19 protein-coding genes are annotated in these 23167 nt (G+C 59.5%); 3 read left to right on the top strand and 16 right to left on the bottom strand.

The annotated features are described in order from the left end of the window. Window positions 1-148: 148 nt before the first annotated feature. The 13 genes from NUW23_01720 to NUW23_01660 form a co-directional block, all read right to left on the bottom strand. On the bottom strand, window positions 149-2020 hold the full coding sequence (locus NUW23_01720; GenBank protein MCR4424897.1) for a gamma-glutamyltransferase family protein: 1872 nt from the start codon (window positions 2018-2020) through the stop codon (window positions 149-151). A 168-nt stretch (window positions 2021-2188) separates the two neighbouring features. Continuing rightward, complete coding sequence (locus NUW23_01715; protein MCR4424896.1) at window positions 2189-4069, bottom strand: gamma-glutamyltransferase family protein; 1881 nt, start codon at window positions 4067-4069, stop codon at window positions 2189-2191. A gap of 300 nt (window positions 4070-4369) precedes the next feature. After that, entirely contained in the window at window positions 4370-6181 is a 1812-nt protein-coding gene (locus NUW23_01710; GenBank protein ID MCR4424895.1) for a gamma-glutamyltransferase family protein, read from the bottom strand. 102 nt (window positions 6182-6283) lie between these two features. Next, window positions 6284-7423, bottom strand: a complete 1140-nt coding sequence (locus tag NUW23_01705) for a succinylglutamate desuccinylase (protein MCR4424894.1) — start codon at window positions 7421-7423, stop codon at window positions 6284-6286. 17 nt (window positions 7424-7440) lie between these two features. Continuing rightward, complete coding sequence (locus NUW23_01700) at window positions 7441-7602, bottom strand: hypothetical protein (GenBank protein ID MCR4424893.1); 162 nt, start codon at window positions 7600-7602, stop codon at window positions 7441-7443. A 13-nt stretch (window positions 7603-7615) separates the two neighbouring features. Next, the gene (locus NUW23_01695) at window positions 7616-8908 is read right to left on the bottom strand and encodes a TRAP transporter large permease (protein MCR4424892.1); all 1293 of its coding nucleotides are present in this window, start codon (window positions 8906-8908) and stop codon (window positions 7616-7618) included. A 72-nt stretch (window positions 8909-8980) separates the two neighbouring features. Next, window positions 8981-9559: a DUF6305 family protein gene (locus tag NUW23_01690; GenBank protein MCR4424891.1), complete on the bottom strand. Its 579-nt coding sequence runs from the start codon at window positions 9557-9559 to the stop codon at window positions 8981-8983. A 265-nt stretch (window positions 9560-9824) separates the two neighbouring features. Next, the gene (locus NUW23_01685) at window positions 9825-10781 is read right to left on the bottom strand and encodes a thiamine pyrophosphate-dependent enzyme (protein ID MCR4424890.1); all 957 of its coding nucleotides are present in this window, start codon (window positions 10779-10781) and stop codon (window positions 9825-9827) included. Window positions 10782-10799: 18 nt separating this feature from the next. Then, window positions 10800-11987 carry a pyruvate ferredoxin oxidoreductase gene (locus NUW23_01680; protein MCR4424889.1) on the bottom strand — a complete coding sequence of 396 codons (1188 nt, stop codon included), beginning with the start codon at window positions 11985-11987 and terminating at the stop codon, window positions 10800-10802. 3 nt (window positions 11988-11990) lie between these two features. Next, window positions 11991-12305: a 4Fe-4S binding protein gene (locus NUW23_01675; GenBank protein ID MCR4424888.1), complete on the bottom strand. Its 315-nt coding sequence runs from the start codon at window positions 12303-12305 to the stop codon at window positions 11991-11993. Window positions 12306-12336: 31 nt separating this feature from the next. Continuing rightward, window positions 12337-12978 (bottom strand): 2-oxoacid:acceptor oxidoreductase family protein, encoded by a 642-nt coding sequence (locus NUW23_01670; protein ID MCR4424887.1) that lies wholly within the window; start codon window positions 12976-12978, stop codon window positions 12337-12339. Next, window positions 12975-15134 (bottom strand): AAA family ATPase, encoded by a 2160-nt coding sequence (locus tag NUW23_01665; protein ID MCR4424886.1) that lies wholly within the window; start codon window positions 15132-15134, stop codon window positions 12975-12977. The genes NUW23_01670 and NUW23_01665 overlap by 4 nt, the downstream gene beginning before the upstream one ends. Before the next feature lie 115 nt (window positions 15135-15249). Next, on the bottom strand, window positions 15250-15936 hold the full coding sequence (locus NUW23_01660; GenBank protein ID MCR4424885.1) for a GntR family transcriptional regulator: 687 nt from the start codon (window positions 15934-15936) through the stop codon (window positions 15250-15252). A gap of 360 nt (window positions 15937-16296) precedes the next feature. Here NUW23_01660 and NUW23_01655 point away from each other — a divergent pair, with 360 nt between their 5' ends. The 3 genes from NUW23_01655 to NUW23_01645 all read left to right on the top strand — a co-directional run bounded on the left by NUW23_01655 (window position 16297) and on the right by NUW23_01645 (window position 20549). Continuing rightward, window positions 16297-16644, top strand: a complete 348-nt coding sequence (locus tag NUW23_01655) for a hypothetical protein (protein MCR4424884.1) — start codon at window positions 16297-16299, stop codon at window positions 16642-16644. Between the two features lie 11 nt (window positions 16645-16655). Next, a complete protein-coding gene (gene mgtA, locus NUW23_01650) occupies window positions 16656-19223 on the top strand; it encodes a magnesium-translocating P-type ATPase (protein ID MCR4424883.1) in 2568 nt (855 codons plus the stop codon). A gap of 87 nt (window positions 19224-19310) precedes the next feature. Continuing rightward, the gene (locus NUW23_01645; GenBank protein ID MCR4424882.1) at window positions 19311-20549 is read left to right on the top strand and encodes a M28 family metallopeptidase; all 1239 of its coding nucleotides are present in this window, start codon (window positions 19311-19313) and stop codon (window positions 20547-20549) included. A gap of 76 nt (window positions 20550-20625) precedes the next feature. Here NUW23_01645 and NUW23_01640 read toward each other — a convergent pair whose 3' ends face one another. The 3 genes from NUW23_01640 to NUW23_01630 form a co-directional block, all read right to left on the bottom strand. Beyond that, window positions 20626-21867, bottom strand: a complete 1242-nt coding sequence (locus NUW23_01640) for an HD domain-containing protein (protein ID MCR4424881.1) — start codon at window positions 21865-21867, stop codon at window positions 20626-20628. A 78-nt stretch (window positions 21868-21945) separates the two neighbouring features. Continuing rightward, entirely contained in the window at window positions 21946-22614 is a 669-nt protein-coding gene (locus NUW23_01635; GenBank protein MCR4424880.1) for an ABC-2 transporter permease, read from the bottom strand. 1 nt (window position 22615) lies between these two features. Further along, a partial coding sequence (locus tag NUW23_01630; protein ID MCR4424879.1) for an ABC transporter ATP-binding protein occupies window positions 22616-23167 on the bottom strand: 552 nt, incomplete at its 5' end.

The following is a 23167-nucleotide window of genomic DNA, read 5'->3' as shown; positions in this document are numbered from 1 at the left end:
CTCCGCCGACGAGGCGGAGAATTGCCTTTCTAAGACTCAACCTGACCGCAGTGCACCCTGCTTTGCAAGGGCCAAGTTAGAGCTTCTCGGAGCGGCGCCAGCATAGTAAACGCCAGTAGCGGGGATCTACACAACACCAATGGCACGTTTACCAACTCGCGGCATAGCAAGCCCGGCGTGGGTCGGCTCCGGCTGCTAAAGCGCCCGTATTTGGATCGCGAATTATCATGGCCGCGCCGCCGTTGACGCCCTGCCAGTCGGGCTCGGTCCTGGCATCCCATCCCAACGCGGTCAGTTCCTGAACGACTGACTCAGGAATCCTGGCCTCCACATTGACTCTTCTCTGGAATATGGCCTGGGGGTGCTGAGAGGCCGGGAACGCGAAAGTTCTGAACCTTGCAGCCTCCACAGCTTCCTGCGGATCCATGCCGAACTCCACTACGTTCAGGAAGGTCTGCACTAGCACCTGAACCTGCACGTCTTCTCCCGGGCTACCGAGAGTCATCCATGGCTGGCCATCCTTCAGGACTAGAGCCGGGCACGGAGTTATGCGAGGTCGTTTGCCTGGCAGTATGTAGTTGGCGTTATCGGGATCAAGTGAGAACTGTCGCAGACGTCCGCTGAGCACAAACCCAAGATTCCCAGGAACCACGCCGCTTCGTCGCGGTCCCATGTTGTTGCTGGATGTGGTTGAGAACATGTTGCCGTCTCTGTCTATGACACAGAGGTAAATCGTGTCAGTGGCGTCCACCACGCGAGGATCCTCATAATCGGTTGGGGCGCTTGACGTCAGGTTGGCTACGTGTGTTCCAGCTAGATGCGCGCGTCCGCCCGGTTGATACTTCCACGCATCGCCCGGAGGGAAAAATGGCACTGCCCTGGCTGGGTCTATCAGCTTTCGCCTCTCAGCAGCGTACTGCTTTGAAAGAAGCCCCTCTTTGGGTACCTCTACGAAGTCTGGGTCGCCGTAGTATGCGTGCCTGTCCGCCATGGCCAGCATTATCGCCTGGCTCACGAGGTGAATATAGGCGGGGCTGTTGTGACCGAGAGCCTTGAGATCGAAGGGTTCGAGTATGTTCATTGCCTGAAGAAATGCCGGTGCCTGGGTGTATGTACCATTGGTGATTAGAGTGTAGCCCTTGTATTCGGTAGTCCACGGTTCTTCGATTCTTGCCTCGTAGGCAGCCATGTCCTCCATGGTGATGAGGCCGCCGTTCTCCTCCATGAACTTGGCTACGGTCTGGGCTATGCTGCCCTTGTAGAACTCGTCTCTGACTGCCTTGAGGGCTGCACTTCTGCCATTATGGGCGTTTGCCGCCTCCACCTCGACAAGCGTCCTCATCATCCTAGCTAAATCAGGCTGTTTCCAGATGTCCCCTGCCTTTGGTGGTTGCCCGCCGGGAAGGAAGACTGAAGACGACGTGGGCCATCTACCCACTATGTCCTTGGCATTGTCTATCCATCCGGCTATGTATGCATCCACAGGGTGGCCAACCTCGGCATAGTGTATGGCAGGGGCCATGACTCGAGCAAGGTTCATGGTGCCATACTTGTCAAGTGCAAGTATCAGGGCATCGAAGGTCCCGGGCACCGGGGCATTAAGTATGCTGTCCTCGTCAGGAATGCCTCCCACTGTATCGAGGAAGAACTCTGCCGTGGCCGCAACCGGAGCGGGTCCCACGCCGTTTATGGCTACGGCAGTGCCCGTCTTTGCCGTGTAAACCAGTATGGGGGACTCGCCGCCGAAGCTGTGATGGGTGTGTTCAAGGACACATGTTGCCAATGTGGCAGCTACACCAGCATCTATCGCGTTTCCCCCATCTTTTAGGACCTGCAAAGCAACATCGGCCACTAGTGGATGTCCGGCCGAAACCGCTCCGTTCAACCCTCTTACCACTGGTCGGTAAGTTGCTCCCTCTACCCTAGAAACGGACATTGACGCTACAATCGCAACAGCAAGGACTATCTTGGCAGCAGATGTAAAGTGCCGGTGCAGCCACTTAATGTTGAACACTGACATGCGATACACCCCTTCGTTAGTTGAGTTCTCGGCTACACACGATGTTGTGCGCTCGCTCCTTTCCGCAGGTGCCCTTCAGCATTCTTCAGTGGCGGTCCCTGTTACGTATTGACCGTCGTTTCCTCTTGGCGGGGAAGGGACCGCCCTCCCCCGCCGATCCCCCATAATTTACCAGCCAATGACATACTGCTTATCCCTGGCCGGGCTTGCGCCGCCGTGCAGGACCCCGGTTTCGGGATGCTTCATGATCATGGTGGTCGCGTCGCTGAATGTCCCGCTGATGTAAGTACACTTGTGACCTCGATTATTCAGCTCATCCACAACCTCCTGAGGGACACCCCTGTTCACCGCCATGGCCCCTAGTCTCTGGGTATATGGATAGAACAGGCTCGGGAAGTTGTAGCTCACAGCCTTGGGGCCGTCAATAGCCGACTGAACCTCCATCCCGAATTCGGCCACATTGATGAAGGTCTGGAGGGTGTACTGATCCTGCGTATCGCCGCCTGGTGTTCCGAACACCGCGAACGGTTTCCCGTCCTTTAGGACAAGAGTTGGAGTGAGGGTAGTGCACGGTCTGGCACCGGGGTAGTATGCTGTGGGCGCTTTTGGATCTGTAAGGTGGAACATCTGACCCCTGGTTCCCAGCATGAATCCTAACCCAGGGATCAGCGGCGACGAAGTGAACCAGCCTCCGCTGGGGGTCGCGGAGAACATGTTGCCGTCCTTGTCAACAGCGCGGGTCCCGGTGGTGTCGTGGACGTGGAGGTTCATGTAATCAGCCGCGACCTCGACAGGTTGGAGATTGGCATCAGAAGCGATTGTGGTTGTCGGCGGAATCCAGCCCTTCTTGCCGTCCCAAGGTGACGGGTCACCCGGGATGTGCTCGTTGAGTGCCTTACCCATATCAATGAGCTTGACGCGTTCCCGAGCGTACTCCTTGGAGAGCAGTCCCTCCTTGGGGACATAGACGAAGTCAGGGTCACCGTAGTACCGGTCCTTGTCAGCATGGGCCAGCTTAGCGGTTTCGATTATGACGTGCCAGTAATGTGCTGTGTTGTACTTGAGGGCCTTGAGGTCGAAGTTCTCTAGGAGATTCAGTTGCTGGAGGAAAACTGGCCCCTGCGTCCACGGGCCGCACTTGTAGACCTCGTATCCCCGGTAGTTGACCATCCAGGGCTCACGCAGTTTGGCACTGTAGGACGTGAAGTCCTCCATGGTCAGGTTCCCGGTGTGTGGAGTGCCAGTATCATCCATGAAGGCGTTTTCCTTCTGGAACTTGACTATCTCCTCCGCGATATCGCCCAGGTAGAACCTGTCACGCACCGCACGCAGAGCCTCTGACCTTGTCTTGCCGGCAACCAGCGCGGCCTGCTCTGCCTCCATCAGCCGCTCGAAGGTTCGAGCCAGGTCCTTCTGGTAGAAGATTTCTCCGAAATCCGGCACCCGGCCGCCGGGGAGATATACTTCTGCGGAACTCGGCCATTCCGTGCGGAACCGCTTCTCCATGCTGATTATGCTGTTGCGGACGCTGTTGTACATTGGAAAGCCCTCGGAGGCGTAAAGCCAGGCGTCATGGCAGACCTCAGAGAAGCTCATGGTGCCCCATTTGTCCAGCAGCAATATGAGGGCGTCCAGGACCGCTGGAACACCCGCCGGCAACAACCCGTCGCCGGGGATCGCCGCAATGCCTTGCTCGATGAACCAATCGAAATCCACACTTTTCGGCGAGGCCATATTCCCGTCTATCGAGTACACTTGCCTATCCTTCGCCGAGTAGATGAGAATCGGAACCTCACCGCCGAATCCGAACAGGTTGTTCTCTAACACCGACTGCGCCAGCACCATGGCCGCGCCCGCATCAAAGGCATTGCCCCCTCGTTCCAGAATCCTGTTGCCTGTATAGGTGGCAAGCCAGTGGCCGCACGCAACCATGTGATGCGTCCCAAGAATCGTGGGCCGGGTCATGTCGCTCGCGGTGATGGGCGCGCTCACAGTGAACATTCCGAGGACAGCCACGAGAATCATCGCCGCAACGAGTCTCAGTTTCATAGATAGCCCTCCTGTCGTTTGGAGTCTTGTGTAGTGTTCTCAAAGTCGAGAATCACCCGCCCACGGGATGAGAATAGCGAGATAATGCATACCGGTATACCGAGACTGTATGAGAATCTGTATGTGGTATCGAAAGCACCCTTGAAGCGCCGACAATCTTCATAAGGCGGCGGACGAGGCTCCGCGTCGGACATTGAGTTTTCGCCCGCCGTCTTCGTTTCTTCGGGTCGCCTCGCGTGCGCCGCGAGCGGTTCTCAGGTCAACTAGTCCTCAGCACTCAACACCCAGAGCTGCCCGCCCCTACTTCGCCAGTGCCATGTTGGCATTGCGCGGGTCGGCACCGGCATAGTACACGCCGGTCACGGGATCCCTGAGGATGACACTGAGAGCGCTGCCGACGCCCCAATCCCCGGTGGACCTGGCGTCATGTCCCAGTGCCTTCAGGGCCTCGACTGTCTCCGGGGGAATCCGGCCCTCCAGGGTGATGCGGCCAGGGTTGTTGTAGGCGTGGGGGAACACGGAGGACACATAGGAGGCCGAGGAGAATCTCGGGGCCTCTATGGCGTCCTGAACGTTCATCCCGAAGTCTATGACGTTCACGATGGTCTGGACTTCCCTCTGAGGCTGGTCGTCCCCGCCCGGGCTTCCCACAACCATGAACGGCTTTCCGTCCTTGGTGATCAGTGTTGCCTGCAGGGTCGACCTCGGCCTCTTGCGCGGTTGCAGGGAGTTGACGTGGTCCTCCTTCAGCTCGAAGTAGTCCCCTCTGCAGTTGAACACCACACCTGTCGTGCCCATCGCGACACCGGTTCCCCATCCGCTGTGCAGACTGGGCTTCCACGACACCATATTGCCGTACTTGTCCGCCACACACAGGTAACTGGTGCCGATGTAGTACTCTTCAACATCGCCTGCACCAGCTATCGAAGTGGGAGTCTCCTGGATGGACGACCTGAACCCTTCCACGCTCCCGGGCCTCATCTCGTTGACGGCGCGCGTCATGTCGACGAGCTTCCTCCGCTCAGCCGCATACTCCTCGCTGAGCAGGACGTCATATGGTATCGGGTGGAAGTTCCAGTCGCCCAGGTACTTCTCCCTGTCGGCGTAGGCGAGCTTCATCGTCTCATGCATCAGGTGGATGTACTCCGGGCTGTTATGCTTCATGGACTTGAGGTCGTATCCGCGGAGCAGGTTGAGCCAGAACAGCACTGTCGCTCCCTGTGAAGCTGTTGGGCTGTTCCACACCAGGTATCCCCGGTAGTCGATGCACACGGGCTCTACAACTTCAACAGAGTACTCGGCGAAGTCATCGTAACGGAAGAGGCCCCCGTTCGCCTCGGAGAACTCAGCCATCTCCCGCGCGATGTCTCCCTTGTAAAACCGGTCCCTGGCGGCCATGATTGCGGCTTCCCGGCCCTTGTGCGCGTTGGCGCGCTCCGCTTCGATCAGCTTCCACAGAGTCCGGGCCAGGTCTGGCCAGGTGAATATCTCACCCACCGACCATTGTTCCTTGCCCGCCGGGTGGTGCCCGAAGATGGACGCGTACGAGGACTCATATGCCAGCAGTTTGGCTGACGAAATGCCGGTTCTGAGCGCCCAGCCCTTCTCGGCCATTTCCAGCGCCGGCTTGAGAACCTCCTCAAGGCTCATAGTGCCCCACCTGGCAAGTATCGTACACCAGGCGTCCACATCGGCGGGAACAGTCCCTGAAAGGAGGCCGTCGCTCACTGGGATCTTGCCATCGTTGTTCTCCATGTACCAGTCGATGGTCGCAAGCTTGGGCGCCCAGCCCGACCCGTTGATGCCTATGACCTTCTGAAGACCCGCATGCCAGACCAAGATCTGACAGTCCGCTCCGAGGGTGGCGTTCATGCTTGCGTCTGTGAGCCCGTTTACCGCCTTCCCGGCCACGGCTGCGTCGAACGCGTTTCCGCCCTTCTCGAGGATCTGGGCCATTACCAGTGCCGCCTCTGGAGTTCTCGCGGAGACCGCCCATTTCGACCCTACTACCATCGTCTTCATGGTCCCATGGGTCGTCCCCGCAACCATGCCCAGAACGATGGTGAGCGTGACCAGGACAAGCAAGAGTCGATTGAAACTGCGTAGTCTCATGTTTCCGTTCCTCCCATCCCTGAACTGGTGTTAGGCTCGATCGCTTCCATCTTTGCTGGGCACGAGGATCTTCTCGATGCTCGATGTTTGGTGCATCACCCCCTACTTTCCGGACGCGGGTTTCAGGTAGCGCCCTACTCCGTTCGCCACGATCTCTGCGTATGCGGGAATACCCTCAATCACGATCCCTCTGTCCGGTTCGAAATCCGTCAGCGCTTCTGCAAGCGACATCACCGTGGTCAGATGCCGCCCAACCCGGACCGCTATGGGAACTCCTTCAGCGGTGTGTTTCTGCACTGTTCGCCCGATTCGAGACGCCCATTCGTAGACCTCGTCCTTGGCAGTGAGCAGAAGATCGGTGGTTGCAGGCCCATGCAGGGGTCCATGCATCGGGCTCGTGCTTTCTATGAGCACGGCCATGGTGTCTGTGTAGTCTCCCCATTCCCTGTGAGAGAGGCCCCTGAGGTTCGGCGGAGAGGCCTCGAGCCTGATCCTGATGTCTTGTTCCTCAAGCAGCACCACAGCGTAAGCCGCGATGTCCATCGCCCTCTCGTGCGCGCATATCGAGTTCACGAGAGGCCTGCACGGCGGAGCCTCGTGGTAGTCCACGGAAATGTCCGCCTTCTCCTTCCTGATCAGCTCCATGATCGCCCACGCCAGCTGCTCAGTTGGGCGTCCGTTGGGGCGGCCTGGGTAGTTCCTGTTGAGGTTGCCCGCCTCCGCCCCGGCCAGTTTCTGACCTGAAGCGGCGTTCACGAACACATCTGGGTCAGGGAACTGGTGTATGGGATTCGTGTTCCTCATCCCGAACCTGAACCACCTTGTGCCCGAGTCCGTTTCTATCTCATACCTGTCCGGATACCCCTGTCCTGGCTCGGTCGCAGTGTACCCGCTCTCGTTTGCCCGCGGAATCACTATCAACCTGCCCTGCCTCACCTCTGCGTTCTCCACCAGCAAAGTCGCCGAGAGTAGACCCGCTGGTTCGACCGGGTGGGTTGAGCCCAGCACGACCATCGTTCCCCCTGGCTCCTCGCCCTCGAGTATGAACACCTCGGTATCGACCGGGCTGCCCTTAATCCCGGCGAAGTAGTCGCTCAGCATCACTTGTCTCGTGACTCCGGGTCCGGCCACTATCGGCTCAGGCTGCCACTGTCGCACGAATGCGATAGCCGCAGGGGTGGCGTACACGGCGCCCAGAGCCAGGAGCAGCAAGGCCCGACCGACGACTGCACCTCTGTTCACACCTGCCGCCCCCTCTGCTACTTCAACCCGACCACACGGAAGACGATCGGGATGAGAATCAGTACTGTCATGACCTGCTCTTTCACGTTGTCATGCTCAAACATGTTCCATACCAGGAAGACGCCCATGTATATGAGCATGGCCCTGTACAACCAGTTGAAGACGGTGAAGATGTTCACGGCGACCCCTCCCCTATACCCCAAAGAACTTGCCGATGGGGTTGGCGTAGATCATGAACACCAGGGCCTCGATGAAAGTCAGTATCGCAGGCACCAGGACTGCCCTGAACACCTTGCCGTACTCCTTCTCTATGCCCACCACCCTGGCGCCGAATAGGCCTGATAGTGCCGTAGGAGGAACTAGACAGCCCAGGGAAAGGAACATGGACACCGCGGATGCAATGATGATCGAATTCTGGTTAGTGAACGCCAGGACAAACGGCGGCCCTACCACCGCCGATGCTCCGAACGGAACGAGCGGACCGCACAAGAGAGGAGCCGTGATCCCCACGTAGGGATAGAGTAGGCTCTTCGGAACTGCCATGGATGCCACCGCTATGAACCCACGGAGCCCCGTAAAGGAGAGAACCTGGACGAGCACACCTATTCCCACAAACAGGCCCAAGACGCCCAGGGACTTCTTCATGGAGCGCTTGGACAGCTCAATGAGGTCGACCTTCTTCCCGGTGAACAGGGCGACGGCAGCCGCCACCGCAAAGGACAGCGGAGATCCCGGATCGACGAACTTCGTCGGCCAGATTCTGGGGCCGAACATGAGCACCGCAAGTACGATCAGGGGGATGAACGGGACCAACCCCGAAGGGGAGCCTTTCTCACTCCCCTCTTCCTTGAGCTCCGCGACGATTGTGTCCAACGTCTCACGCTTCACATACTTGCGCCCAAGGTACAGAACGGAGAACACAGCCATGGGGAAACATAGGACTGCAAGAGGGAGGTCGAATCCTTCGTAGGGCATGAACACGCTCGTGGCGATTATCATTATCATCACGTTGATGGGTGGCGCACTCTGCCCGAGAAGCCCACCCATCGCCAAGATCCCCGCCGTTTGGACCTTCGGAATTCCGAGCCTCAGGAGGATCGGGGCTACCAGAACGCCGGTACTAAGGACAGCCACGGGGGCCGACCCAGTCAACATAGCTGGCAGCATCACCAGGAGCATAAGAAGGCATAGAAGGATCCCAGGTACCCGGTGCAGTCTGAGAATGAGAAGCCGGGTCAGGGCGTCGAAGCCCCCCGACATCTCCAACGCGGTGACAAATACTACGCTCATTGCGATTATCATCATCAGGTTCAGAAAGTAGAACGACCCCTCCACCATGTGCCTTATGGGCAGCCAGTTCCCGGAGGCGAGAAGACCGACGGCGCCGGCAATCACCATGACCAGGCCGACAGGCAGCTTGCGTGAGAACCCCACGTAGAACGCGATCCCCATGGCCAGTGTTATGATCGCGTAGTGCGTCCACATAGGTCCTTCCTCCTGACCTGCACGTTTGTGGCCTAACGTCCCAAGGGCAACGAAGAACCGCAATTACACGCGCTATTGGAACATGTTCATGAAAATATCGGAAAGTTCGGTAGTCTTTTCGATGACCAAGAGTGGGATCTTGGCTTGTTGGGTCAGCTTAGTAAACACGCCGTCCGCGTTCCCGTCGGACCTGACGATCACGCAGGCGCACTGAGGAGTGACCAAGTCGATCATCACCTGCGAGTTGTCTCCGCGCCTGGCCTCCCCGCCAACGTGTATGCCGAGCACGCGGGTCCCACGTTGCTTGGCAGTCTGCAAGAGCCTCTTCGCCCGTGCAACCTCATCCGCTAGGTCCACACCAGCTGCTCCAAGCCCCTTGCCGCTTCCCCCGATGATGATGATGAGGGTCTTTGCGTCCCCGATTTGGTCGGCCTCGAGCATGGGATCCGTCTTCACGGGGATCCTGATCCTGTTGAACATCATGTTAACGATGGCGTATTCTGGAGCCTGCCCCGGGGCCGTGATGACTGCGGGCAGCTGGAATTTGGGAACCTCGACCTGCGCTCCCACCCCGAGCGTGCACAAGGGTACTACGAAGACGAGCGCAATCACAATAGCTGCCGACATCCTCGTCAATGTGACTCTCGACACTTCAATGCCCTCCCGTCAGTCTGGATTTGGAAGAGATCGCAGGGGGCGGGCCGGGTGAAGCATGTGCTGTGTTGGTCATCCTGCTGTTACATGCCAGGGTACTGGCATAATCCCGGAAAACCGACTTCCTGAGTATCCTAGAATACTGGTATACCGTAACTTGGGAGAGCCCGCCCCTAACACTGGCGACCGGGACCGCGCCCGAGCGCGGTCATATTTCTACACTAGTGACTCAATTCCTTCTCTTCAGGCAAAGTTCCTTCCCTCACTGACCCCTAGCGGGAGGCACTACTGCCGGGATTCCAACCTCCTCGGCCCGAGCATCCACCCAAGCCTGGATCTTGTGGATGTGCTCTGGTAGCAGGTGACTGAACCTCCCCTGCAGCTTCAAGTAGTCCTCGACCGGCCGTCTCTTGAGGACCCGATGCGTCAGTTTGAACTGGTGGTTCGCCACTTCGTAGAGTTGCCACATTCCGGTGTCCACCGCGAGTTTCGCCATGTCGATGGTTTGATCGGCAGGAAATACCCAGCCCTTGGGGCACGGGGCGTGGATGTGCAGGTAGGCCGGGCCGTCAGCGTTCAACCCACGCCTGACCTTGTTCATCAGGTCGAGCGGGTAGCCAAGCGAGGCGGTGGCCACGTAGCGGACGGATGGATGCCCCGCCGCAACCAGCTTGGGGGTGTCCTTGGGCCATATTCTCTTGCCCTCTGGGATCACTGGACCTGAAGGTGTGAACGTGGTCCAGGCGCCCCATGGTGTGGTGGGGGACACCTGTATCCCAGTGTTCGCATATGACTCGTTGTCGTAGCAGATGAACAGGATGTTGTGCCCTCGGTAGAGCGCACCGGACATCGCCTGGAGGCCTATATCCGTGGCGCCTCCGTCACCCGCCATCACGATGATGTTCGGGAAAGAGCCTTTTTTCTTTCCCTTGCGCAGAAGGGCCTTGTATGCCGCCTCAATTCCCGACGCAACACCACCACCATTCGTGATCTGTGCGTGGATCCATGGAACCGCCCAGGGGCTGCACCCGTAGCTTGTGTTGGCCACGTACATGCACCCGGTGGGACCGATGAATATCGTGTTGCGCCCGGCGGCCTTAGCCACCAGCCTGTAGGTGAGGGCCGGTCCACACCCCGCACAGGTCCGGTGTCCCGGCACGTAGTACTCTTCCAGCGGGGCACTTCTCAGGCTCTTGATTTCCTCGAGTTCAGTAGCCATGTCCGTTCCCCCTCCCACTTACAACTCAAATGGCAGCCAGAAGGCGTCCTGGGTCACCTTGCCGGCGGCGGCGACCTCCAACATCTTCCTGGCCATGGAGTAGAATTCCTCACGTGTGATGACTTCTCCCCCGAGCCCGGCTACAAACCCAATGACCCGAACGCGGTCACTCAGACCATACAGGGCTGACCTGACCTCGGTGAGGAGAACGCCGCCACCGCTGGATATGCCGAACGCCGCATCCACGTCCACGACCCCAACGACCTTGGCTCCTGAAAGGCCTTCGCGGAGTTCCTCAGTTGGGAACGGCCGGAGCACTCGGATTTTGGCGAGCCCAACCTTGTACCCTTGATCCCGCAGCCTTTTCACGACAGTGCGCGCGGTCCAGGTGTGGGCTCCTTGTATCACGAAGACTACGTCCGCATCGTCGCATCCGACGAACTCCACCATTGGTGAGTAGTTCCGCCCAAAGATCCTGTTGAAGTCATCCGTAGCCTCACGAATGACACTCTGTGCCGCCTTCATCGCCTGGTGCCTCTGGTACTGGAGAGGCGCACTCATGCTCGGCTCTATTTGGGCCCCAAGGATCATTGGGTTCCCAGGGTCGAGATAGTGAACTGGCTTGAACGGAGGCAGGAACTCATCCACCTGCGGCTTCTCGGGCACTTCCACGTGGCCCAGTATGTGGGAGACAAAGTACCCGTCCTGGCACGGGAACTGTGGCAGGGAGACTCTCTGGTCCTCGCCGACCCTGTAGAAGAGCAAGCTCATGTCCAGCGCTTCCTGCGGGGTCTCCGCCCATCCCATGATCCAGGCCTGGTCTCGCGCGCACAGCGCGTCAGTGTGCTCGGACCCGAAGTCACCGGGCGGGTCCAGGGTTCTGTCAGCAATCATGCATTGCACTGGAAGTCGCTCACCTGATGTGGGAGAGTAGACTTCCATCGCGTATGTGACACCCACGCCGGAACTGCCGACGAAAGTCCTCGCCCCGCTTGCCGCGGCACCGTAGGCGATGCTGAGCTGAGCATGTTCTCCCTCGGCGTACACCAACTCTGCATCGAGCTCCCCATCAGCTATCATTCTGGCAAGTTCAGACATGACACCAGTATAGGGGCGAATTGGATACGAAGCGATCACATCCACGTCTGCCAGGCGCACGGCGTGAGCCACGGCGACCACACCCGACATCAGTCCTTTCTTGCCCACGGCCTATGCCCCCTTCCCTTCCGTCTCATCCCAGAATTCAAGTTCCGGAACGCCTACGATCGCGCCCACCGGACACACCCGGATACATATCCCGCACCCTTTGCAGTAATCCAGGTTGTGCTCTATCGCGTTCTCCGTTGGTGTAATGCAGGCATCCGGACAGGATATCCAGCAGGTCAGGCACTGAGTGCACTTCTCTGCTTCCGCAACCGGCCTCATGGACCGCCAGTTGCCTGTCACCATTCTGTCGTTTGTCCCGCACGCCGCCGGGACTGTCCCGGCGAACGGTGCCCCGTGCGCACACTTGGCCTCGCTCATGATTCCTTCACTCCCTCTTGCGCGAGTCGGCCTACAACTCCATGATGACAGCGGAATCGTAACCGCTCACCACGAGTTCGGGCCTCTTCGCGGCCGCTTTCAGAGCCTCCAGACTGACCAGGCCCGTGGCCCGGGCAACTGCCCCCACCAGCACGCCGGCCCATCCCCCGGCGATCCCGGTGGCATCGGTGGCGCCTTCTGCCCCTGAGAGGGTAACCTGGGCCTGCCCCAGCCCTGAGGCATCCACGCAGACCACCTTGGCGAGGTTCCTCTTGTCGCGGACGAACTTCGCTATGTACGCCGGGTCGCGCCTGGTGTTCACGACCAGCGTACCGCCGGGCTTCAGCCCTTCAGTTATCGGAAGTCCCTTGACCAGAGTCTCCTCGAGCAGCACCACGATGTCGGGTTCATTGTTGACATAGACGTACTTCATCTCAATCGGCTCTGAGCTTATGCGCGCGTAGGACCTGACCGGAACGTTGACGCGGTCTGGCAGATCCACGTAGTTCTCCCACGCGTCTGCGAACTTGCCGTCGCTTCCAGCTGCCATGGCAAGAGCCACTGCGACGTCCCGGGCCTCCTTGTTCTGAAGCACACCTCTCGACCAGACAGTCACCTGCTTCAATCCCTCGTCTGCGAATGTGATCTGTTCCGGAAGTAGATCTGTGCTCATCCCGCCCTTCCTCCTTTCAATCGGTCTTCACCCGCCACGGGCGCCTGCCGCCCAATCAAGCCCTCTCTCTCTCGAATCACCTCCTCCGTGGCTCGCAACAGGTGAGCCATTGTGATGACACCACCCGGGGACGGCCCCAGGACCGAATCCCGTAAGGCGAGGAAAGACGCGCGCCTGCATATGCCGGAGATGTGCGCTCCTGTGAGACCTTCCGACATCACGGCCAGGCGCTCAATGTCCACCTCCTGGCCTAGGGGTCTTCCCCTGAGATGGACCTCGAAGATCCCGGCCCGGTCCTCCGCGTTGGGCAGCGGGAACTCAATAGCCAGATCGAATCTTCCTGGGCGCAGGAACGCGGGATCCATCAGGTCCATCCTGTTCGTGGTGCCGACAATGACGAGGTCTGTCAGGGCGTCCATGGAGTCCAGCTCTACCAGCAACTGGCTCACCGCGCGCTCTGCCGCCGCGCCTGTTCCCGACCTCATTGAGGCCAGAGAGTCGACCTCGTCGATGCAGAGTATACAGGGGGACGCCTGCTTGGCCCGATCGAACAGCTCGTGCAGGCCCCTTTCTGTCTCCCCAAACCACCTGGAGAAGAGAACTGCGCCGGATATGGATAAGAAGTTGACTCCAGCCTCGCGCGCCATCGCCCTCGCGACCAGAGTCTTTCCTGTTCCGCTCGGGCCGAAGAACAACAGTCCCCTGACGGCGCTCGTTCCGAGGTGAAGTGCAGCCTGGGGGTTGCGAAGGGGGAGGATCACTACGTCTTCGACCTTTGCCTTGATCTCCTCGAGCCCCCCCACATCGGCCCAAGTAGTGTCCGGAATCTCCGTGAAGAACTCCCTCGTGACCGAAGGCCGAACCGCCCTGGATGCCTGGATGAAGTCTTTCATGGATACCCTGAGATCGGACGCGATTCTCTCTCGCTCCTCCCGGCCTGCGCTGGGCAGCTCAGGGATCACGCGCCTGAGGGCAAGCATGCCTGCCTCGCGGCACAGAGAAGCTATGTCGGCGCCCACGTACCCGTGGGTCATGGCCGCAAGTCTACCAAGGTCGACGTCTTCGTCCAAGGCCATCCCGCGGGTATGGATTCTCAGTATCTCGAGCCTGCCAGCGGTGTCGGGCACGGGGATGACTATCTCCCGGTCGAACCTCCCGGGGCGCCGAAGGGCTGGGTCGAGAAGGCTGGGCATATTGGTGGCGCCTATGACCACCACCTGGCCCCGGGACACCAGGCCGTCCATTAGCGCGAGGAGCTGCCCCACCACCCGTTTCTCAACATCCCCTATGGCCTCTGAGCGCTTGGGTGCAATGGCGTCGAGCTCATCCAGAAAAAGGATGCTCGGAGCCTTTCGGCGCGCCTCATCGAACAACTCTCTGAGCCTCGCCTCAGTCTCGCCGTAATACTTGTTCACTATTTCAGGGCCATTCACATGGACGAAGTGCGCACCGCTCTCGTGGGCGACAGCTCTTGCGATCAAGGTCTTACCTGTCCCAGGAGGTCCGAAGAGGAGTATGCCTCGCGGGGGCTCTATGCCGATTCGCGCGAAGATGTCTGGGTAGAGCAAGGGCAGTTCGGTAATCTCCCTTACTAATTTCACCTGCTCAGACAGCCCGCCGATATCTTCATAGGCCACGCTGGATGAACTGTCCCCGAATGAACCTTGCCTTTGGATTCTGACGGCTGTCCCTGGGCCTACCACCACGCAACCTGAAGGGGCAGTGCCGACGACACGAAAAGGGACTTCACGTGCCCCAGGCAGAGCCACGACTACTTTGTCCTCAACCGCCATGGGGATCCCCATCAGGTAACGCCGCAGGAAAGACGCCTGCTCGTGATCGTCCATCCACGAAAGGTCAGCGAGAGGGTTGACGAGCACGGACTGGGCATCTTTGGGCGTCACAAGCGAGACAGTCACCTCTGCCCGCAGGGTCGTCCCGGCGTTCTCGCGGATCACGCCGTCCATGAGAATCTCGTTCTCCCGGCATTGGCTGGACAGCGCCGGAAGGAACCGCACGTAGGTAGTCCTGGCTCCCGTCACTGCCGCCACCGCATCCGGGCTCACCCCGGCGGCCTCAAACCTCAACGGACTCACGCGAGCAATGTTCCGCCGCACGTCGCCGGGGAGTGCTTCGGCTACTCTGAATTTTCCCATAATTTGGGGTACAGTACCGCCCCCTTGCAGGGGCTCAACTGAGTCTATCATCGGGAACGTCCTCCAACACTGTTGTCTGCACAACTCGGTGTCGCTCGTCGCCGGGATGATCAGGTCAACGCGGTCCTTCGGCATTCTCCCGCAGCACACCTAGGGCTGCCTCCAAGGATTGCCTGATGTGATGCCGGGCTGCCTCCTCCGCCCCTATTGCATCCCCTCGCTGGAGCTCTTCAAGAATCCGGCGGTGCTCTTCATTCGACCGGACGGGGCGGCCCCAGTTTCGGAACCCAATTCGAGCGTAACTTCTGAGGTATTCCCTGACGTTGGCTATGAGGGCATACAGTCGTGGGCTGTGGGCCGCGGCGTAGATCCTCTCATGGAACTGTGCGTTCAGTCTGTTGAACCGCTCGTCGTCGCGGTCCCGTATTGCGTCGTTCATTTTCTTGAACAGGTCTGAGAGCACTTCAAGATCCTCTTCGTCCCTGAGTGTGGCAGCGAGCTGAGTCGCGAGACCCTCCAGCACTTCTCGGATCCGGAAGATCTCGATGGCATCCTCTGGTGAGATGCGCGACACCACTAATCCTCCGTACCGGCACCGATGGACCAACCCTTCAGCTTCGAGCTTCTTCAGTGCCTCCCGGACCGGGGTTCTGCTCACCAGCATCGCTTCGGCAAGGCGCCGCTCCACGAGCCGTTCGCCGCATGGGATCTCCCCGTCGAGTATCATGGCGCGCAGGCGCTGGAACACCTCATAACCCGCGGGTTGGAAGGAATCTGACTCGTCTGTCCTCAGGATCTTCATGGATCACGCCCCCGAGAAGTAATGCTCCCAGCGGACTCACCGGCTCTTGGTATACCAGCATTCCATTGGCAGTATAGTTCTACCGTCGGATCCGAATTCCTTCTCCAGGGTGGTACATTTTTCAGTGCCGCGAATCCTACCAGTGTCCTGGGAGCGCGAGGCTCAGCCGCAGATTGCCGGGGATCGGCCATACCGCTCCGGCCACTTTTTCGGCCTGGATGAAGGGGAACATCACACAGGCGTGGAATTATAGTCTTGCTTTTCCAAATTGGTAGAATACAGGGTGGCCCCGAGACCTCGCGGCCGGCGTCGTGTACATCTCGTCGCAGCCTGCAAATACTAGTTCGAGGTGATCGAGACGTGAGGCACGAGATCAGACTAACCCCCGTCCGGCAGCTTATATTGTTGCTGCTCCTCATTGTCCTGGAGGCTTTGGTGGCGCTGACTTACTCAGATTTCGCCCCTCGCGCTTCCCTCTTCATGGGACTCAGGCAGCAGGTGTCTGTGGTTCAACCGGAGCCCGGTGATCACCTAGCCGGAGGCGGCCCGGCCTCAGAATACCGGCCTGTCACACGCAGGTTCATGGCGTATGCTGCTGTCGTGGTGTTGGTCTTTGTGCCGGTGGCGTTCATGGTCAATGGCAGACATGACCCACCACCCGATGACCGTATCACCGAGGAGATCCCTGATTTCGTCGACCTCGGATAGGGGAGAAACGAGTGCCAGATGTGTATGGAGGCGGCCGCACCCGCCCCAATGCCGTGAGCTTGAGCAGCCATCCTCTCAACTTGCCCATTGAGGAGCTTCTCCACCGGCTCCAGGCCGGGACAGACGGGCTGTCGAGTTCCGAAGCCAAGGGTCGCCTGGACGAGTACGGACCGAACGAACTGGTCCGCCGCGCCGCGAGGCCCGCCTGGGTCTCTTTCCTCCTACTCTTCACGGAACCTCTCATCTTGGTTCTGATAAGCGCGGGAGTGGTTTCCGCTTTCCTGGGCGAACCAGAGGGAGCGATAATCATAGGTCTCATGGTCCTCGGCAGTGTGACCCTCCAGTTCTTCCAGGAGTACCGGTCGGAGCAGACTGCTCAGAAGCTTGCGAGGCAAGTCGCAATCACTTCCACAGTCGTCAGGGATGGGGTCCCAGTCGAGGTTCCAATAGCCGAACTTGTCCCCGGGGACATCATCCAGCTCGGGGTGGGCGATATAGTCCCGGCCGACGCTAGAGTCCTGTCAGCCAAGGATTTCTTCCTTGATCAAGCCACTTTGACCGGGGAGTCTCTCCCGGTCGAAAAGGTGCCGGCAGATACTCCCGGGCACGTTGCGTCCCTGCCTGATATGACTCACTCCGTCTTCTTCGGCACCAACGTCGTGTCCGGCACTGCCACCGCGCTCGTGGCAGAGACAGGAGCACGAACTCAGTTCGGGCGGCTCGCCAAGAGCCTCACCGTCCAAAGGCCCGAGACCGAGTTCCAAAGGGGCATCAGGCGGTTCACCTCTCTGCTCGTCAGGGTCATAGGCCTCCTCGTCGTCTTCATATTCATCCTCAATACCTACCTTGGGCGGGGGATCCTCACCTCCCTGTTGTTCGCGGTGGCAGTCTCGGTGGGGCTCACACCTGAACTCCTGCCGATGATAATCACCGTCAACCTCTCAGCCGGGGCAGCCTCGATGGCCCGACACAAAGTCATTGTCAAGAGACTGCAGGCCATTCAGAACCTAGGTTCCATGGACACACTCTGTACAGACAAGACCGGCACCCTCACCGAGGGAGCACTCGCCCTTCACGAGTGTGTGGACGCAGCAGGCAGGCCATCCGACCGAACATTCCACCTCGCCGCAGTGAATAGCCTGCTCCAGGCGAGCCTCAAGAGCCCGATGGATGCAGCGATCGCAAAGCACGATGGGGCAAATATCGGCGAGTATGTCAAGATTGATGAGGTCCCGTTCGACTTCAACCGCCGCCGGATGTCTGTGATAGTGGAGAAGGCAGGAATCCGTACCCTGATTACCAAAGGTGCACCTGAGAGCGTGGTCTCGGCCTGTGATTTCATAGAGCTGGACGAAAAGGTCCAGCACATGTCTGAAGACCTTCGGGTCTTCGCCATGGATGAGTTCACACGGCTCAGCGCGGATGGGTACCGAGCCGTGGCAGTTGCCTACCGCCAGGTGCACAACGAGCGTGCTGTGTACTCCGTCGCTGACGAATCCGGCCTCACCTTCGTGGGCTATGTCTCCTTCATCGACCCTCCCAAGCTCAGCGCGGACGACTCAGTGCGGGAACTCCGGGAGCTCGGAGTTGCGGTCAAGATCCTGACTGGAGATAACGAGTTGGTGACCGAGAAGATCTGTGAGCGAGTCGGACTGGAAGTTAAAGGCATAGTGATGGGCGGAGATGTGGACGCCATGGATGATCCAGAGTTGGCCCAGCGTGCCGCGGACGCCACGATCTGTGCCCGGCTCAGCCCCGAACAGAAGAACCGCATAATCAACGTACTCAGGGCGGCCGGTCGTGTGGTGGGGTATATGGGTGACGGTATCAACGACACTCCTTCGTTGCGCGCAGCCGACGTGGGCATCTCCGTGAACAACGCTGTGGACGTGGCCAAAGAGGCCGCGGACATTGTGCTTATGGAGGAAGGGCTCCACATCCTCGAGCACGGAGTCATCGAAGGCCGGCGCACCTTCGCAAACACAATGAAGTACATAATGATGGGCACGAGCTCGAACTTCGGGAACATGTTCTCTGTCCCCGCGGCCCTTTTCTTCGTGCCTTTCCTCCCCATGCGCCCGGTCCAGATACTCCTGAATAACTTCCTGTACGATTTCGCCCAGGTCACCATACCCACGGACCGTGTCGACGAGGACTACATCGCTGCCCCGAAGCAGTGGAACATCGACTTCATCAGGAACTTCATGATACTGTTCGGCCCCATCAGCTCGATCTACGACATCCTGACCTATGTTGTGATGCTCCACGGGTTTCGCGCCGCGGAGCCCCTGTTCCAAACGGGATGGTTCCTGGTGTCCCTGGCTACTCAAACCCTGGTCATCCACATGATCCGCACACGCCACCCGTTCCTCGAAAGCAGGCCAAGCTCCGCCCTGCTCCTGTCCACCATCGCCGTAGTGGGTGTGGGCTTTGCCATCCCATATACCGGAATCGGCAGATCCTTTGGATTCGTGCCACCTCCGGCGCCGTTCTTCCTGTTTCTAGTGGGGGTGGTGGCTGCCTACCTCATTATGGTGGAGACGGTGAAGAGGTGGTTCTATCGCAGATCTGGATCGTAGCTGGGGGCGCGGCACAAGGAGACTAGAGTGCCCATGGCGAATCACAGGCACCAATAGATCACAGTCGAACGGAAGGAGTGCCCGCGCTTGGCCAATAAGAATAATGACCGCGGTGTGGACTTCGCGCGTCCCGATCCTGCAGGCGTGGAGCAAGCGGTCGCTGCCTGGATGCGCCACATACAGGAGCTGGCTGGGAAGATCGGCCCGAGGGGTTCCGCCACCGAAGGGGAGAGGCGAGGCTCCCAGTACTGCGCCGAGGTCCTGGCCGGCCTCGGTTTCGAGCCACAGGTTGAGACATTCCCGTCCTCCGGGTCGGTATTCAGGCCACACCTGGTGGCATCGGTGGCTCTGCTTGCCGCGTTTGCAATATACCCGCTTGCGGGCAAGGTGAGCGCATGGGTGTCCGCTGCTATCGCTGTCTTCGTAATGTCATCGGAGGTCCTGGAACTCGGGCTGCGCGACAACCCCCTCAGGTGGGCCCTGCCCAAGCGTCCGAGCCAGAACGTCTATGCGGTGGCGGAGCCCAAGAAAGGGCAGGCCCGGCAAGACCTGGTGCTCATAGGGCACGTCGACACACAACGCACCCCCATCATATTCAGCACCCCCGAATGGCTTACGGTCTACAGGTTCCTGAGCACCACCGCTTTCGCGTCTTTCTTCGCTCAGATAGCTATCTACATATACGGCGCGCTCACGGGAGCGCCTTGGGTGTGGCCGGTGTCAGTAATTCCGAGTACGTTCGCGCTGCTCCTTCTGGCCCTGACGGTCCACGCGGAGCTGACCCCGTTCACTCCTGGGGCAAACGATAACGCTTCAGCGGCCGGCCTGGTCCTGGCCTTGGGAGAGGTGCTCCGATCCGAGCCCATGGAGCACACCAGGGTATGGCTTGTCTGCACCGGGAGTGAGGAAGCGCTGCACGAAGGGGCACGTCACTTCTTCGCCGCCCACAAGGCCGAGATGGTCCGCCCCAAGACCATCAACTTCGAGATGCTCGGGGTGACCGGACCATCCTGGCTCGTGCGGGAAGGCATCGTGACCTCCCTGTATCCCAGCCCCGAACTCCGGGCCCTGGCTGAGCGAATTGCGGAGGCCATGCCGGAACTCGAGGCTTACCCATCCAAGATAGAGGGCGGTGTCACTGAGGCGAGCGATTCCATCATAGCAGGTGTCCCCGCCATCACCCTGGCAGGCATGGACCGGTCCAACCACGCACCCCACTGGCACAAGCTGAGTGACACCCCAGACAAGATGCGCCCGGATGTGATGGCCAAGGCGTACACTCTGGCCTGGGCGATGATGACCGCACTGGACACGCAGGCCAGGTAGCCTGGTATCGCTGCTGCGAGCGCAAGAAAGGACTGACCAGGGATGTGCCTTTCCAAGCTCACATCTTCAACTAGGCTCACGGCGCAGCCGCGCATAGGTGTGCGAGTCTGGCCGAGAGGTCAGCCCATATGTCGTCCAGAGCATCAGACTCAGCCAGAAGTGCCGCGACGACGTCCTGGTCGAGGCCTCCGGATCTCACTTGCCTCGAGAGAATCGTCTCAATCTCCGCCCACGGTAGGCTGGTCCGGTAGGGACGATCCTCTCGCAAAGCAGTAAATATGTCCGCCACACACAGTATCCGGTGTTCGAGTTCGAGGTCTTCCCCGGTCTTCCCAAATGGGTACCCACGCCCGTCCAATCGCTCGTGGTGGAACGCAGCCCATTCGGCGATCTCGGGGTGGGGTGATATGGGATGCACGAGCCAGTAGGTGTAGTAAGCGTGTTGCCTCATCCAGTCCATCTCGTCGGCCGTGAGCGGGCCAGGCTTCTCGAGGATCTCATCCGGCACTGTCAGCTTTCCGAGGTCGTGAAGCAGTCCAGCTGTTTCCAGCGTACGGAGTTTGTCCCCCTCGAGTCCGAACACATCAGCAAGGAACCTGGATGCTACGGCCACGCCCTGAGAATGCCTGTAGGTGAACGGGCTCTTTGCGTCGACCACAGTCGCCAGCACCTGAGCAAGCTCGAACAAGTCTTCCGAATCTCCCTGCACCTGCAGGGCAGGCACCAGCCCCAAGATCCTGTCCATACGCCAGGGGCCGGCAAGATCAAGCCAAAAGCTCTCAGGCCTTGCGACTTCGCGGACGGCGTCCACAAGGCCCGGGTCAAGCACTGTCCCGGCCAGAGAGCCGATTCGATCCAGTATGGCCTCCCTTTGGACCAGGATGTGCTCCCCTTCCCGAACCAGAACAGCGAGCCGGTCAGCGACGAGGATTATGCGGCTTGCAAGAGGGATCTCGTCCCCCCGGAGGCCGCCGGGGTCGCCACCCGACCACCTGTCATGATGGTGGAGCAGAACGTCCGCTGCGGACGTGAGAAACCTTGAACCGGTGATGAAGTCCCGCCCCCGCCTGCAGTGGGGCTTTGTGTTTTCTACCTCGAACTCGTGGAGTGACTCCTTCTCGCGCCAGGTGACCGCCCCTATATCGTGCACAATCGCGGCTTTGAACAGCTCCGAGAGGTCGTTCTCGGCCATGTCCAAGGCGCGGCCGACGGTGAGGGCTGCGAGGGTTACGATGTGGTGGTGGTCCGTCATGCCACGGTACGCGTAGTCCAGGCTACTCGATAGGGTCAGCAGTGTCTGGACTAGGTCGATCCTCATGTGTTTCGCCCCTTGTGCCATAGTGGTTCTCTGAGGTTCTTCCATTCGGGGCGAGAGGTTCTCTGTCCTGCCGGGGACTTACGAGAGCTCCCTGTTCTCAAACACCTTCTTGGCCACGAGGTAACCCAGAGTGTAGAGACACAAGGCAACCACAAGCACGGCCGCAGTCGGCCCAGGGCCGGGATCGAACATTCCCGCGATAAGGTTCCCGTGGACACCCAGTTGCCTGCTGAGCATCATGCTCCCGAAGGCGAAGACCGCCACCCCCACCATGACCACGGTCCGCGCAGCTGACACTCCAGACTTGAAAAAGGCGATGAGCGCGGCCGCAGCCACAGGTAGGGTGAGGGCAATCAACAGGAAGTAGCTGGGGTTACCCCAGGTCTCCCTGACAGCCTCCATCGGCATGAGTGAGGGGCCGAGCCTTGCCAAGGCGGTGAACAGCGTCGCCGTGACACCTGCAAGAACCAGAGTCGCAAGAAACTTGGATGCCACAATTTCCCCGGGCGAGATGGGCATGGTGCAAAGAAACCCGAGCGTACGGTTCTTCTCCTCAGTCTGCAACGATGCCAGAGCAAACATGGGGGTCACAAGCACCGCGTAGGTTCCGAGGAACGTCATGGCGTACCCTGCCACCACCTGATCCCTGAAGACGAGACCAGCTGCATAGATCGCGAAGACTATCGCAAGAGGCGTCAGGAGCTGAGCTCGGTTAATGTATAGGTCCTTGACGATGAGCTTGAGCATCCTACTTTCCTCCCTTCACGAGCGAAATCAATAGGTCATCCAAGGAAGCGGTCGGGTTCGACCTCCGGTGGCGATCGAGAAGGTCCTCCTTGTCAGTGCTGTCAACAATCCTCCCCCCGATGATCAGGGTGATGTAGTCCGCAATCCTCTCTAGGTCCTGGGTTATGTGGGAGGAGAATAACACTGATCTGTCGCCAGCTCTGACGAACGCAAGGAGTTCGGCAAGGAGTTCTTGTCTGACCACGGGGTCCAACCCCGACGTGGGTTCATCGAGAATCAGAAGCTCCGGGTGGTGGGCGATGGCAAGCGCGCATGCGAGCTTGACCCGAGTCCCTTTCGATAGCGCTCCCACCTTCTTCTTAGGATCAACACCGAACCTGTCGAGCATCGTCTGGAAGAGACCCTGATCCCACTGGGGATAGTACTGCCTGACGAAGCCTGCCGTCCAGCTCACTCTCATCTCATCATAGAAGTTCTGATTCTCCCCAACGTAGCCGATCCTTCGCTTCGTCTCCTGGGGCGACCGACTACTGTCGATACCGAACAGCCGGAT

It is taken from the genome of Bacillota bacterium (assembly GCA_024655925.1).
Taxonomy (GTDB): domain Bacteria; phylum Bacillota; class DTU025; order DTU025; family JANLFS01; genus JANLFS01.
Note: the sequence above shows the minus strand (reverse complement) of the source record. Positions and strands in the feature narration are given on the sequence as shown.

Excerpts from the sequence above, each read along its gene's own strand:
- NUW23_01720 (MCR4424897.1), bottom strand. The coding sequence starts at position 2,020 with ATGTCAGTGTTCAACATTAAGTGGCTGCACCGGCACTTTACATCTGCT.
- NUW23_01715 (MCR4424896.1), bottom strand. The coding sequence starts at position 4,069 with ATGAAACTGAGACTCGTTGCGGCGATGATTCTCGTGGCTGTCCTCGGA.
- NUW23_01710 (MCR4424895.1), bottom strand. The coding sequence starts at position 6,181 with ATGAGACTACGCAGTTTCAATCGACTCTTGCTTGTCCTGGTCACGCTC.
- NUW23_01695 (MCR4424892.1), bottom strand. The coding sequence starts at position 8,908 with ATGTGGACGCACTACGCGATCATAACACTGGCCATGGGGATCGCGTTC.
- NUW23_01685 (MCR4424890.1), bottom strand. The coding sequence starts at position 10,781 with ATGGCTACTGAACTCGAGGAAATCAAGAGCCTGAGAAGTGCCCCGCTG.
- NUW23_01675 (MCR4424888.1), bottom strand. The coding sequence starts at position 12,305 with ATGAGCGAGGCCAAGTGTGCGCACGGGGCACCGTTCGCCGGGACAGTC.
- NUW23_01670 (MCR4424887.1), bottom strand. The coding sequence starts at position 12,978 with ATGAGCACAGATCTACTTCCGGAACAGATCACATTCGCAGACGAGGGA.
- NUW23_01665 (MCR4424886.1), bottom strand. The coding sequence starts at position 15,134 with ATGGGAAAATTCAGAGTAGCCGAAGCACTCCCCGGCGACGTGCGGCGG.
- NUW23_01660 (MCR4424885.1), bottom strand. The coding sequence starts at position 15,936 with ATGAAGATCCTGAGGACAGACGAGTCAGATTCCTTCCAACCCGCGGGT.
- NUW23_01640 (MCR4424881.1), bottom strand. The coding sequence starts at position 21,867 with ATGAGGATCGACCTAGTCCAGACACTGCTGACCCTATCGAGTAGCCTG.
- NUW23_01635 (MCR4424880.1), bottom strand. The coding sequence starts at position 22,614 with ATGCTCAAGCTCATCGTCAAGGACCTATACATTAACCGAGCTCAGCTC.